This window comes from Cyanobium sp. Alchichica 3B3-8F6 (genome assembly GCF_024346435.1).
Lineage (GTDB): Bacteria > Cyanobacteriota > Cyanobacteriia > PCC-6307 > Cyanobiaceae > Cyanobium_A.
The window spans coordinates 1-11,937 of the sequence record NZ_JAGQCZ010000029.1 but is presented as its reverse complement, the minus strand read 5'-3'; the positions used below and the strand labels follow the sequence as shown (position 1 = coordinate 11,937).

General features: G+C 66.2%; 16 protein-coding genes and 1 riboswitch. Of the genes, 10 read left to right on the top strand and 6 right to left on the bottom strand.

The features are described 5' to 3' along the window. Window positions 1-240: 240 nt before the first annotated feature. Complete coding sequence (locus KBY65_RS13620) at window positions 241-702, bottom strand: helix-turn-helix domain-containing protein (RefSeq protein ID WP_254988656.1); 462 nt, start codon at window positions 700-702, stop codon at window positions 241-243. A gap of 204 nt (window positions 703-906) precedes the next feature. On the opposite strand from KBY65_RS13620, the gene KBY65_RS13615 reads away from it, so the two are divergent. Then, entirely contained in the window at window positions 907-2,637 is a 1,731-nt protein-coding gene (locus KBY65_RS13615; RefSeq protein ID WP_233128368.1) for a transglutaminase family protein, read from the top strand. A 163-nt stretch (window positions 2,638-2,800) separates the two neighbouring features. Here KBY65_RS13615 and KBY65_RS13610 read toward each other — a convergent pair whose 3' ends face one another. From KBY65_RS13610 to KBY65_RS13590, 5 genes are all read right to left on the bottom strand, one after another. Next, window positions 2,801-3,214, bottom strand: a complete 414-nt coding sequence (locus tag KBY65_RS13610) for a PPC domain-containing DNA-binding protein (RefSeq protein WP_094558860.1) — start codon at window positions 3,212-3,214, stop codon at window positions 2,801-2,803. Next, complete coding sequence (locus KBY65_RS13605) at window positions 3,211-3,720, bottom strand: GNAT family N-acetyltransferase (protein WP_094558861.1); 510 nt, start codon at window positions 3,718-3,720, stop codon at window positions 3,211-3,213. Before KBY65_RS13605 ends, KBY65_RS13610 begins: the two co-directional genes overlap by 4 nt. A 78-nt stretch (window positions 3,721-3,798) precedes the next feature. Then, complete coding sequence (locus KBY65_RS13600) at window positions 3,799-4,404, bottom strand: HupE/UreJ family protein (protein ID WP_094558862.1); 606 nt, start codon at window positions 4,402-4,404, stop codon at window positions 3,799-3,801. Between the two features lie 23 nt (window positions 4,405-4,427). Then, window positions 4,428-4,596: riboswitch (cobalamin riboswitch) on the bottom strand. A gap of 57 nt (window positions 4,597-4,653) precedes the next feature. Continuing rightward, on the bottom strand, window positions 4,654-5,079 hold the full coding sequence (locus tag KBY65_RS13595; RefSeq protein ID WP_094558863.1) for a hypothetical protein: 426 nt from the start codon (window positions 5,077-5,079) through the stop codon (window positions 4,654-4,656). A gap of 14 nt (window positions 5,080-5,093) precedes the next feature. Then, window positions 5,094-5,345, bottom strand: a complete 252-nt coding sequence (locus KBY65_RS13590) for a DUF3721 domain-containing protein (RefSeq protein ID WP_094558864.1) — start codon at window positions 5,343-5,345, stop codon at window positions 5,094-5,096. A 171-nt stretch (window positions 5,346-5,516) separates the two neighbouring features. On the opposite strand from KBY65_RS13590, the gene KBY65_RS13585 reads away from it, so the two are divergent. From KBY65_RS13585 to KBY65_RS13545, 9 genes are all read left to right on the top strand, one after another. Beyond that, window positions 5,517-5,903, top strand: a complete 387-nt coding sequence (locus KBY65_RS13585; protein ID WP_233128369.1) for a MerR family transcriptional regulator — start codon at window positions 5,517-5,519, stop codon at window positions 5,901-5,903. A gap of 287 nt (window positions 5,904-6,190) precedes the next feature. Then, window positions 6,191-8,386 carry a catalase/peroxidase HPI gene (gene katG, locus KBY65_RS13580; RefSeq protein WP_255001952.1) on the top strand — a complete coding sequence of 732 codons (2,196 nt, stop codon included), beginning with the start codon at window positions 6,191-6,193 and terminating at the stop codon, window positions 8,384-8,386. A gap of 126 nt (window positions 8,387-8,512) precedes the next feature. Then, window positions 8,513-8,641 carry a hypothetical protein gene (locus KBY65_RS13575; protein WP_254988351.1) on the top strand — a complete coding sequence of 43 codons (129 nt, stop codon included), beginning with the start codon at window positions 8,513-8,515 and terminating at the stop codon, window positions 8,639-8,641. A gap of 47 nt (window positions 8,642-8,688) precedes the next feature. Continuing rightward, window positions 8,689-9,342: a pyridoxamine 5'-phosphate oxidase gene (gene pdxH / locus KBY65_RS13570; protein ID WP_254988350.1), complete on the top strand. Its 654-nt coding sequence runs from the start codon at window positions 8,689-8,691 to the stop codon at window positions 9,340-9,342. A 69-nt stretch (window positions 9,343-9,411) separates the two neighbouring features. Continuing rightward, entirely contained in the window at window positions 9,412-10,068 is a 657-nt protein-coding gene (locus KBY65_RS13565; RefSeq protein WP_315860088.1) for a rhodanese-like domain-containing protein, read from the top strand. 108 nt (window positions 10,069-10,176) lie between these two features. After that, on the top strand, window positions 10,177-10,380 hold the full coding sequence (locus KBY65_RS13560) for a hypothetical protein (protein ID WP_255001951.1): 204 nt from the start codon (window positions 10,177-10,179) through the stop codon (window positions 10,378-10,380). Window positions 10,381-10,452: 72 nt separating this feature from the next. Further along, the gene (locus KBY65_RS13555; protein WP_094558869.1) at window positions 10,453-10,890 is read left to right on the top strand and encodes a hypothetical protein; all 438 of its coding nucleotides are present in this window, start codon (window positions 10,453-10,455) and stop codon (window positions 10,888-10,890) included. Between the two features lie 3 nt (window positions 10,891-10,893). Further along, window positions 10,894-11,661 (top strand): ZIP family metal transporter, encoded by a 768-nt coding sequence (locus KBY65_RS13550; RefSeq protein ID WP_233128370.1) that lies wholly within the window; start codon window positions 10,894-10,896, stop codon window positions 11,659-11,661. A gap of 23 nt (window positions 11,662-11,684) precedes the next feature. Next, window positions 11,685-11,937, top strand: a 253-nt coding sequence (locus KBY65_RS13545) for a hypothetical protein (RefSeq protein ID WP_255001950.1), incomplete at its 3' end; no start/stop codon positions are given.

Genomic DNA, 11,937 nt, shown 5'->3' with positions numbered 1-11,937 from the left:
TGGAACCACAACCCAAGGCTCAAGCAGAGGCAGAACCAGAGGAGAAGGCAGTGTTACCAGGTGTCAATGAGAATGGGTAACATCTTATTGATGCAAAGCGTCGGCCAAGGGGCTTGACGCGGGACAGCTGCAGCGTGGTGAGCCCCACGCCCAGTAGCCGTGCCAGCTCGCTGGCACGGGCACCACCTTTAATGCCCTCATCGAGGATCTGCAGAGCCTTCTGGCGGTCGGTGGGCGAGGTCAATCGTCCCCGTCCTCTCCCCAGAAGGCCTGAATCTTTTTTGAGGCGATCAGCAGTGCTGCCGCCTCCGCCAGAGCCTTCTCCTTCCGCCTGAGCTCCTGCTTGAGCCGCTTGATTTCCCGCTGGTCCTGGGCACGGAGCTTCTCCAGCTCCTTCTGCTCTTTCAAGGTGAGCACTGGCTTTTCATTGGCATCCTGGGATGCCTGCCGCCAGCGTTCCACTTGTTCCGGGTACAGACCCCGCTCGCGGCAGTAGGCACTGAGCTCGGTGGCGTTCAGCCCAGCGGTTTCCAACACCACCGTGAACTTGTCGGTGGCACCCCAGCCCTCAGGTTCCTTCTCGGATGCCGGCACCACCTCTCCCTGCAACCGCCAGGTCTTCCTCCAGTTGTAGAGGGTGACCACGTGAATGCCCAGCTCGGCTGAGATCTGGGCCACGCTCTGGCGGTGCGGCGGACTCATCCGCCTTCTCACATCAGCTTTGACGGCCTCGCTGTAGCGACGCATTGCTCTGCTCCATCAAGCCCCCTGGTGGAAAAGTGACCGGAATGGAGAGGCGTCAACTTTCCTGGCAGAGGGGGTGGTGGAGGCCCCCTGGTGCGCTGGCCCCAACGCCTGGACTCACAGCCACGCCGGCCCCTGGAGGCTTCAGCCGCTCCCGCTCTCTTGGCTGCGATCGGGGCCGGCCTGGGCTGCGAGTTGCACCCGATTGCGCTGGTCGATCCGCTGAACCCAGAGCGCCAGGTTTGGGCCGCCCCCCTCAGTCACGACGATCAGCGCTGGCAGGCGCTGCTCTGGCCCCTGGCCAAAGAACGGCGCACCCTGCTCCCGGCGCCTGGACCCGCTGGGCTGCGCCTGCCACTGCAGCACTTTCCTCAGGATGTTCCCCGCCAGGTGCTCACCCTCGAGATCACACCCCAGGGCTGGGGACTGTTTCTGCCGCCCCTGGATCGCCTGCGGCTGGAGCAGCTGCTCACAGCGATTGCTGCTGCCAGCGCACTCTGGAGCGAACCCGAGCTCAGCGGCGTGTTGCCGCTCGACACGGCTGGCCACTGGCAGGTGCTGGGGATCACCGCTGACCCCGGCGTTCTTGAGGTGAACCTGCCGGTGTGCAGCTGCTGGCACGAGTACGCCAACTGGCTGGAGTGCCTGGAGCAGGCCGGTGCAGCTGTGGGACTGCGGTCCTGGCAGTGGCGCGACGCACGTCAGGTCGGCACCGGCGGCGGCAACCACCTGCTCTGGGGCGGACCATCGCTGGAACCTGAGCGCCACCCGTTTTTTGCGCGCCCCGCCTGGCTGGTGGGGATCCTGCGCTACTGGCAGCATCACCCATGCCTGGCTTACCTCTTCAGCGGCCCCTGCGTGGGGCCCGCCTCCCAGGCCCCACGCCCCGACGAAGGCAGTGCCAACTGGCTCGATCTGGTGCTGGCCCATGCAACCCTCGAGCAACTGGGCAGCGGCGATCAGCGGGTTGCGATCAGCGAAACCCTGCGTCACCTGCACGCCGACCGCAGCGGCAACACCCATCGCAGTGAGATCAGCCTGGATAAGTTCTGGAACCCAGCCTGGCCAGGAGGCTGCCAAGGCCTAATCGAATTCCGGGCGCTGGAATCGATGCCCAACCACCACTGGAGCAGCGCCGTGGCCCTGCTCTGGCGGGCATTGGCCGTGCACCTGCTGGATCCTCAGAAGCGGCCGCGTGGGCTACGCCCCTGGGGCGAGGAGCTTCACGATCGGGCCCTGCTGCCCAGCCAGCTCTGGGCCGATCTCAAAGCCGTGCTGGCTGATCTGGCCGCCGCTGGTCTGCCGCTTGAATCCGGCGTGTTTCGCCAGATCTGGAGGTGGCGATTCCCCCAGCTGCTGCATTGGAGCGAGCCCATCAGCGGCGCTGACCTGGACATTCGTGAGGCACTCGAGCCTTGGCCCTTGCTCTGCGACACCCCGGTGGAGGGAGGGTTCACCAGCCGCTTCGTGGACAGTTCGATGCGCCGCCTCGAGCTGTGTGCCAATGGCCCTATGCGCCGCCAGTTTCAGCTTTATCTCAACGACAGACCACTGAGATGGCCTGCCGATCCAGCCCAGCCGATCGGGCTGCGTTACCGGCAGAGCGCTCTTTACCCGTGCCTCCACCCCCGCCTGCCCCTGAATGTGCCGCTCAGCCTGCGCCTCGTCGATTTAAGCGGGCGGAGCGTGGCGGCCTGGCGACTGGACGATGGCAACGGTTGCTTTCAATCGCTTCTGGAGCCTGCGCCCCTGAAACCTGCGGGGCCGCCTTGGCCCCTGCTTCAGGGCGAGGCCTGCACGATAGATATGAGGCTCAGCAATCTTCCTGAGAACGATAACGCCGGCCAGTCTGAACAATTGCAGCGCGTTGTTGATCGAACTCAAAGGAACTAGCGGGATCCGCTTGGAAGCGAGCTCGATATCACCTTCATCGATCTGCTGAGCTTTTAGTTGCCGAGCAACTTTTGCCTCAGTAGTCCGAATAACAACTGCGCGACGATCCAGAAAATGGGCAAGTCTTTCCAGGTGGGCTGCATTAGCTCGCACAACTTATGCATCAAGAGCCGCTGATGGGTTCACTGGGATGAATCTGCAGCTCGGCGTAGCCGGTAGCTGGATCCAGCTGCCGGCAGAAGCGCCACTCCGCAAGCAGGCCAACCATCAGCTCAGCGGTGGTGCGCACCAGCGAGCCGGCGCAGAGATGGCCCCCGATCACGGTGCCGCGGCTGTCGGCCACAGCCACATGGAGGTGAACCCCATCGGGCGAGAGCGTGCCCGCGAGGCTGAGGATCTCCAGGTCGCCCGTGATCGTGGTGCTCTCCTGCTTGCCGGCCAGCCGCAGCTGGAGCACCGACAAGCTGCCAACGGCGCTGATCACGCAGCCAGCCTGCTCCTGCTGCTGAGCCATCCAGGTTTCCAGCGCCAGGCGCAGGTCGTCGCCGGGACTGAAGCGCAGTGGCACCACCCTCATGGAGTTGGCCCCTCCAGCAGCCCCTGCACCATCACCAGGGCATCCACATAGCCCAACCGCTGGTGGCGGAATGCTCCCGGCAGGGTGCCCACCACTTGGAAGCCATTCTTCTGCCAGCAGTGGATGCCGGCGTTGTTGGTGCTCACCACCAGGTTGAACTGCATCGAGCGAAAGCCCAGCCGCCGAGCCGCCTGCAGCGAGTGCTGGCAGAGCCGGCTGCCGATCCCTTGGCGGCGGCAGTGCTCAGCCACCACATAGCCCGCGTTGGCGACATGGGCGCCGAGGGCCAGAGAGTTGGGCCTCAGGTAGTAGGTGCCCACCACCGCCCCGGCCGGATCGACAGCCACCATCACCGCCTGGCTCTGCTCCACCCAGGCCACCCGTGCTTCTGCCTCCGTGATGGCCGGGTCATGGGGGAACGTTTCACCAGCTCGGAACACCGGCTCCAGCAGAGCCCACACGTCCGGCCAGTCGGCCGCCTCATAGGGGCGGATCTGCAGTGGCATGGGTGGGCACGACCGGGGAGAGGAACCAAGCAGAGGCTGATCCTCGTTCCCCAGCTGGGCAGCCTTCCCCGTTGCGGCTCAGCGCATCAGCAGACCAACAGGCCCCAGCGCCGCCACACCACCACAGAGCGCGAGCAGCAGGGCCACCCCCCGGGTCCAGGCCAGGGGCAGACGCCGCAGCACTAGGTAACTGACGCCGCTCACCAGCACTGAACCGGCAAAGGCACCCAACCACCAGAGCGCCGCAGAGCCGTCAGCCGGTGCCTCCAGCCCGTGAAGCATGGCGTGAACCGCCACCGCTGATGCCACCAGGGCGGCACAGGCACCCAACTGGGGACCCTGCTTGGAACGAAGGCAGCTCAGCACCAGCACCGCCACCGCGCTGATTGCCAGCGCCGCGAGAAACTCGTGTGCTGGCAACGTGCCTCCTATCGCCCCAAAGACGCCGCCGCCGACGGCACCGGCCAGGGCCCAGAGCAGCAGTTGGGTCGAGATGCAGGAAGCTGCGGCCCCCACGGCGATCAGCAGCAGCAGGTGGTCGACTCCACTGATCGGATGCAGGAAGCCGGCGGCGATGCCGCCGTGGGCGATGCCATGGGCCTGAGCCGGTTGATCGAGCAGCAGCGCCAGTGCTGCCGCACCACCGATCAGGGCCAGAGTTCTGGCTGAGAAGGTCTGGGGCATTGAGAGAACCGGTCCGCGCCGGAGGTGAAGAGGTTGTGCACGGCGAGCGTTCTGACTGAGGCGGCCGTTGGTGGCCTCCATCACAGCTGCGGGACAGTGACGGACTCGGCTCAGGCAAAACCTGCACCCCACCGGACTTTCCTCGTTGCCTCCAGGGAGTGACCCGCTGGAACCGATCTCTCCATTGTGTGGCTGGACAGCACCGCAGAGGCCACCGCCGCCACGAGCAGGTGGGCCCAAACCGTGACCCTATGGGGAGTGCTCAGAGCAGGGCATCCAGCGGGATCCCATGGCATGGGCGCCGCTGCAGCCCAATTTGCGGGCTTGCTCCAAAGCCTCCTGGCGGGTGGGGTAGGCCATCAGGTTCGGCGCCATCGGGCCGGCGGAACCGTGGTGGTGCTGATGCAGGGCACCAGAAAGAGCCCCCAGGCGCCGTGGCCCCATGCCCTCAAGACCTGCCCACCAGACCCCCATCACGTTCACGCCAACCACCAACACGCCCATCCCCACCACGCAGGCATTGAGGACACCCATCCCCACCACGCCGAGGCTGATGACCCCCATTGGCACCACGCCGATGCTCACCACACCCATCGGCACGATGCCAATCGAGATGATGCCCAGGGGCGCCACCCCGAAGGCAATCCGCTTGGGCTTGTCACCGCATTGGGCCATGGGAGTGAACGGCCTCAGTGGGCGTGCACAGAGCCAGGAGCGTCACCGTGCTTGGCACAGGGCATCCACTGGCTGCCCATCTTGTGGGCCCCTTTGCAGTTGAAGTGCAGCTTGGCGGCCTTCTCCGCTTCTGCCTGGGTTGGGTAGAGGGCCGGCACACCGCCTGTGCCGATGGCCGGCGCGGCAAGGCCGGCGGCCGAGAGCAACAGGTTGGCGCCCAGCGCGGCTACCGCTGGGGCGCCCCAGGGACTGAAACGGTGCGGCATCGGGAGGGTGGCGAGAGCAGAAAACCTGCCGGACAGAACCCTAACAGGCATCTCCAGTAGTGCGCCTCTGGTGGAGGGTTGGCGCTCAGGGTTCTCGCAGCCTGCCGATGCCTACCGTTGGGAAGCTTCCATGCAGTGGAGGGATCGATGGCCCGCCGAGGATCGCTGTCAGTGGCATCCACTCCCGGCCTGCGCATCGGCGAGGTGGCCAGGCGCACAGGCCTTTCCGTGAAGACGATTCGCTTCTACTGCGACGAGGGACTGCTCCAGCCCAAGGGACGATCAGACGCTGGTTACCGCTTGTTTGATGACGAGAATCTTGCTGAGCTCACGATCATTCGTGCCCTGCGCTCGATGGATGTCGCGATCCCTGAGGTGTCGAGAATCCTGGAGGTGCGTCGCTCGGGTCTGTGCAACTGCTCTGTCTTAAAGGACAGCATTGCGACCAAGGTGGAGTCGATCAACTTGCGGATCTCTGAGCTCGCCGCCATGAAAGACGAGCTGTCGCGCCTATTGGACAGCTGGCAGACCTGCGGTGGCAGGAGAGCTGACCGCTGAGCACTGAGCTTTCGTTTCCGCCGCTCTCTCCAATTGCCGACTAGGCAGACGCCGAAACGAACAAGCCGGGAGCGCTTATCAGCCAAGGCTATGGACGGCCTCTAAACCCCGCTCAGCTTGATCAGGCCCCTGGATGCAGATAGCCATGCTCTGGTTCTGGCCGGGCCCGTTGCGGGCTCAGGGCCCAGCAGCCCAACGGTAGCCGTCACGGACTGTGACCACCGCAATCCGGCCTAGATCGTGCTGCCTACGGTCAGAACAGTGGATGAAATCCCAGCAGCGCCGCCATGACCGAACTCGGCAAGTGCCCCTTCAACCACGGCGCAGCAGCGGTGGCGGGCCGCGGCCCCGCGCCGCGCGACTGGTGGCCCCAGCAGCTCAACCTCGGGATCCTGCACCAGCACAGCCCGGCCGCCAATCCGCTTGGGGAGGCGTTCGACTACACCGCAGCCTTCCAACAGCTCGACTACGCCGGCCTCAAGCGCGACCTGATCGCGCTGATGACCGACTCCCAGGACTGGTGGCCCGCCGACTGGGGCCACTACGGCGGCCTGTTCATCCGCATGGCCTGGCACAGCGCCGGCACCTACCGCACCGCCGATGGCCGCGGCGGCGGCGGCACCGGCAACCAGCGCTTCGCGCCGATCAACAGCTGGCCCGACAACGGCAACCTCGACAAGGCCCGCCGGCTGCTCTGGCCGATCAAGCAGACCTACGGCAACCAGATCTCCTGGGCCGACCTGATGATCCTGGCCGGCAACGTCGCCCTGGAATCGATGGGTTTCCAGACCTTCGGCTTTGGCGGCGGCCGCGCCGACATCTGGCAGCCGGAGGAGGACATCTACTGGGGCAACGAGCGCACCTGGCTGGGAGATGAGCGCTACAGCGGCGACCGCGAGCTGGAGAACCCTCTGGCGGCCGTGCAGATGGGCCTGATCTACGTGAACCCCGAGGGCCCCAACGGCGAACCGGATCCAGTGGCCTCAGGCCGCGACGTGCGCGAGACCTTCCTCCGCATGGCGATGAATGACGAGGAAACGGTGGCCCTCACCGCCGGCGGCCACACCTTCGGCAAGGCCCACGGCGCCGGCAGCGCCGAGCTGCTGGGCCCTGCTCCCGAGGGGGCACCGCTGGAGGAGATGGGCCTGGGCTGGCGCAGCCGCCACGGCAGCGGTGTGGGAGCCGATGCCACCACCAGCGGCATCGAGGGCGCCTGGAAACCCAACCCCAACCGCTGGGACATGGGCTACTTCGACATGCTGTTCGGCTACGAGTGGGAGCTGATCAAGAGCCCCGCAGGCGCCTGGCAGTGGCAGGCGAAAGACTGCCGCGAGGAGCACCTGATCCCCGACGCCCACATCCCCGGGCTCAAGCACCCGCCGATGATGACCACGGCGGATCTGTCGCTGCGCTTCGATCCGATCTACGCGCCGATCTCGCGCCACTTCCACCAGCACCCGGAGGCCTTCGCCGATGCCTTCGCCCGGGCCTGGTTCAAGCTCACCCACCGCGACATGGGGCCCAAGAGCCTCTACCTCGGCCCCGAGGTGCCCGAGGAAGACCTGATCTGGCAGGACCCGATTCCAGCGCTGGATCACCCCCTGGTGGACGGGGCCGCCATCGCCGATCTCAAGGCGCGGGTGCGGGCGTCGGGGCTAAGCACCGCTGAACTGGTGAGCACTGCCTGGGCCTCGGCCTCCAGCTTCCGCGGCTCCGACAAGCGCGGCGGCGCCAACGGCGCCCGGGTGCGCCTGGCCCCGCAGAACACCTGGGCCGTGAACCAGCCCGAGCAGCTGCAACGGGTGCTGGCCGTGCTCGAGGGCATCCAGCAGGCGTTCAACGCCTCCCGCTCAGGTGGGGTGCGCGTGTCGGTGGCAGATCTGATCGTGCTGGCGGGTGGCGTGGGCGTGGAGCAGGCGGCCGCCGCCGCGGGCATGCCGGTGGAGGTGCCGTTCACGCCGGGCCGGATGGATGCCAGCCAGGAGCAAACGGATGCGGCCTCGTTTGCGGTGATGGAGCCCCAGGCCGATGGCTTCCGCAACTGGCAGAAGGCTCCGATGAGCGTGACCGCCGAGCACCTGCTGCTGGACCGGGCCCAACTGCTGGGCCTGAGCGCTCCGGAGATGACCGTGCTGGTGGGCGGCCTGCGGGTACTGGGTGCCAACACCGGCGGCAGCCGCCATGGCGTGTTCAGCGAACGGCCGGGGGTGCTGAGCAACGACTTCTTCGTAAACCTGCTCGACATGGCGACCACCTGGACGCCGGTGGATGAGACCGGCGAGCTGTTTGAGGGGCGCGACCGCCAGAGCGGGGCGCTGCGCTGGAGCGGCACCCGGGTGGATCTGGTGTTCGGCTCCAACTCGCAACTGCGTGCCATCGCTGAGGTGTATGCCCAGAGCGATGGCGCCGGCCGCCTGGTGTGCGACTTCGTGGCCGCCTGGGTGAAGGTGATGGAGGCCGATCGCTTCGACCTCAAGCGATGAACAAACCCTGCCAGCAAATGCTTGCGACTACGCAGCAGATCAGAGCCTGAACGCCTTCGCAAAGCCAGCGGCTAACAGCCTGGAGTGACAGGACCTTGTCCAGCGGGTCAGACGGAGCTCATCACGATGAAAGCCATCTTCCTTCTTGTGCCCGTGAAAGCCGCTCTGGCACTCGCGCTGGCCATCGGCATGACGGTGGTGATCGCCATGGTGTTCGGCGAACTTAAGGAAGACGAGCAGAGGCATCTGGAATAGCTCTCACAGATCTCAATAGGCTGAACCGCAACGGGAGCGTCGCAGCCATGACAGGGGCCGATGAAAGGGTTGACCTGGGCCCCCTTCGCCGGGATTACGGGCGCGCCACCTTGCGTCGCAGCGACCTGCATCCCGATCCGGTGGAACAATTCCGGTGCTGGTTTGAGGAAGCCGTGGAGGCCAACCTGCTCGAGCCCAACGCCATGGTGCTGGGCAGCGTTAATGGCCAGCGCCCCAGCGCCCGCACGGTGCTGCTCAAGGCCTTTGATGCGCGGGGGTTCGTCTTTTTCACCAACACCAACAGCCGCAAGGCCCAGGAGATCGCAGCTCATCCGGCGGTGAGCTTGCTGTTTCCGTGGTATGGCCTTGAACGGCAATGCATCATCCTCGGACGAGCCGAGCGCATCAGCCTGGGCGATGCGCTGGCCTATTTCCGTTCGCGTCCCCAAGGCAGTCGCCTCGGGACCTGGGTGTCGCAGCAGAGCCGTGTGATCTCCTCCCGGCAGGTGCTGGAAGACCAGTGGCGGGCGATCACCGAACGCTTCCGGCAGGGTGAGATTCCCATGCCGCCTGCCTGGGGTGGCTATAGGGTGATCCCTGAAGAACTGGAGGTGTGGCAAGGAGGCTTGCACCGCCTGCACGATCGCTTTCGCTACCGGCGCAACGGCGATACCTGGCTGATCGAGCGGCTGGCGCCGTGAAGCAGCTGTGCCGCCGCCGGCGGATTAGGCGGCCTGCAGCTGCTGCAGCTGAGCTTCCAGCCGCTGCTGGTGCGCAGCTGCAGCCGCTGTGATTTCCAGCAGGGCAATGCACACACCCTGTGGCGCTCGATCACCGAGCAGCTGTTCAGCCTCCCCGACAGCTGCCTGCTCTATCCCGCCCACGACTACACCGGCCGCACGGTCACCTCGGTGGCAGAAGAAAAGGCCTTCAACGCCCGGCTCGGCGGCGCCGCGACGGAGCGCGATTTCGTGGGCCACATGGAGGCCATGACGCTGCCGCACCCGCACAAGATCGCCGAGGCCCTCCCGGGCAATCTGCGATCCGGCAAGCCGCGCGACGCCTCTGCTTCCGCGCCCAGCTGGGCGCCGCTGCAGCGCAGCTATGCGGGGCTGCCCGAGCTGCCGCCCAGCTGGGTGGCCGAGCACCGCGAAGCGCTGACCCTGCTTGATGTCCGCTCCGCCGAGGAATTCCACGGCCCCGACTGCCAAGTGGCCGGCAGCCTGCTGCTGCCCCTGCCGGAGCTGGAGCAGTGCAGCGGCGAGATCCCCGCGGGCAAGCCGGTGGTGGTCTGCCATTCCGGCAGCCGCTCGGCCCTGGCCACCCACCAGCTGCTCAAGGCCGGCCACAGCCAGGTGGCCAACCTGCGCAGCGGCCTCGCCCGCTGGGGCGATGAGGGATACCCGCTCGAGGACATCGTCGCCTGATCGTTCTCCCCCGTCCGTTTCCATCCCCCCTCCACTGATCGGCATGACCCAACCCCCAATGCCCAGGAGCGGGCCATCCCGCTGCAACAGGTGGAGGGCAAATTCACGGTGACCACCAGCGCCGACTGGATCCTTGAGCAGCTGAATGGTGCCTTTGTCATCCGGCTCGATCCAGACGTCTCAAGCCAGGAGCACAGCCGCGCCGACGTCGACGCGATCACCTACATCAAACAGCGCATGAAGCTCTGTCCGGTGTCGCGCAACCTGCCGGATTCAGTGGTGAAACGCATCGACCTCTCGCTTGCAGAATGAAACCCGCAGGATCCGTGCATTCCTCCACAAGACGGATGATGATCCAATGCCCCCTGGTGCCGGTCGACACCCATGTCTGACGCTGCCTCCTTCGGCTATGCGGTGCGCCTCACGGGCCTCTGGGCTGCCTGGCTGCTGGTGATGCTGTTCCACGTGGAACTGGGCCTGATGCCCCTGTTCCATGGCCTCTCGGTGGAGATCAAGAGTCAGGTGGCGTCCTCGCGGGTGCCGCGGCTGTTCCTGGCGATGCTGTTCTATTTCCTGCTGCCGGTGGGGGCGTTTCTGGTGGCGGTGCATGCAATCGCCGATCCAGCGGGCTGGAGCGCCAGCGCCCCATGGCGGGCGGCTCAGTTCTGGTTCAGCGTGGTCTACAGCCTCACCAACGTGGTGCACCTGACGGCCGACATCCGCATCCCTGGCTCCCGCACGGATCAGGTGCTGCTGATGGCGGTGCTCACCTTGATCGGTCTGCTGATCAACCAGCAGGCCTGGGCCTGGTGTCAACTCTGACGGGTGGCTACTCCGAACAGCCTGGTCTGGATTCTGGTCGGCGGGCTGCTGATGAGCCTGGTGGCGATGGTGGGTGCCCTCACCCTGCTGCTGCCGCCCCGGCGGCTCCAGCAGCTGCTGCTGCCCCTGGTGTCGCTGGCGGCAGGGTCGCTGCTGGGTGGCGCACTGTTCCACATGCTGCCGGAGGGAATGGAAGCGATGCCATCGCGCAGCGGCAGCCTCTGCATCGCCGCCGGCTTCATGACCTTCCTGGCGCTGGAGCAGTTCCTGCAATGGCACCACTCCCATCGCCATCCCGGCAGGAGCGGACCGGATGCCGCCGCAGGCGGAGCCTCCCGCCAACCGATGGCGATCCTGGTCCTGCTGGGCGACGCCCTGCACAACTTCATTGGCGGTCTGGGTATCGCCAGCACCTTCCTGCTCAACCCTGATGCCGGTGTGGCGGCCTTCGTGGCGGCCGTGGCCCATGAGGTGCCGCAGGAGCTTGGGGATTTCGCGATCCTGGTCCACAGCGGCTGGAAGCCCCGCACCGCCCTGCGCTGGAATGTCATCTCGGCACTCACCTTCCCGCTTGGAGCGGTGATCGCCTGGCTGATCTCCCGGTCGCTGCCCGTGGGGGGCCTTGTGCTGTTTGCCTGCGGCAACTTCCTTTACATCGCCGCTTCGGATCTGGTGCCGGAGATCAAGTCGGCCCGCAGTCTGCGTGATGCCACCATCGGGTTCGTCTGGTGCAGCGCAGGTCTGCTGGTGATGATGGCGCTGGCGCAGTGATGGCCTGTGGTTGGCACCGGTGGATGAAGCGTCGGCGCTGGCATGCATTGGCGGCTGCGCTGCTGGCGCTCTGGCTGGCCTTGGTCCCGCAGGTCACCGTTGCCGGACAAGTGCTGGAGGTGTTCGTGCGCCAGGGCTGCCCCCATTGCGCCACCGCCGCGCCCAGGCAAGCCGGCGCAGCGGCAGCCAACAGCCACAGCAGCCGTAGAGAAGCGGAGAACAGCCCGGGAGATTGTCGTCCAGCGACAACCTGGCGCCGATGGAAGCAGGCCCCAG

Excerpts from the sequence above, each read along its gene's own strand:
- pdxH (WP_254988350.1), top strand. The coding sequence starts at position 8,689 with ATGACAGGGGCCGATGAAAGGGTTGACCTGGGCCCCCTTCGCCGGGAT.
- KBY65_RS13575 (WP_254988351.1), top strand. The coding sequence starts at position 8,513 with ATGAAAGCCATCTTCCTTCTTGTGCCCGTGAAAGCCGCTCTGGCACTC.
- katG (WP_255001952.1), top strand. The coding sequence starts at position 6,191 with ATGACCGAACTCGGCAAGTGCCCCTTCAACCACGGCGCAGCAGCGGTG.
- KBY65_RS13620 (WP_254988656.1), bottom strand. The coding sequence starts at position 702 with ATGAGTCCGCCGCACCGCCAGAGCGTGGCCCAGATCTCAGCCGAGCTG.
- KBY65_RS13600 (WP_094558862.1), bottom strand. The coding sequence starts at position 4,404 with ATGCCCCAGACCTTCTCAGCCAGAACTCTGGCCCTGATCGGTGGTGCG.
- KBY65_RS13605 (WP_094558861.1), bottom strand. The coding sequence starts at position 3,720 with ATGCCACTGCAGATCCGCCCCTATGAGGCGGCCGACTGGCCGGACGTG.
- KBY65_RS13595 (WP_094558863.1), bottom strand. The coding sequence starts at position 5,079 with ATGGCCCAATGCGGTGACAAGCCCAAGCGGATTGCCTTCGGGGTGGCG.
- KBY65_RS13610 (WP_094558860.1), bottom strand. The coding sequence starts at position 3,214 with ATGAGGGTGGTGCCACTGCGCTTCAGTCCCGGCGACGACCTGCGCCTG.
- KBY65_RS13590 (WP_094558864.1), bottom strand. The coding sequence starts at position 5,345 with ATGCCGCACCGTTTCAGTCCCTGGGGCGCCCCAGCGGTAGCCGCGCTG.
- KBY65_RS13555 (WP_094558869.1), top strand. The coding sequence starts at position 10,453 with ATGTCTGACGCTGCCTCCTTCGGCTATGCGGTGCGCCTCACGGGCCTC.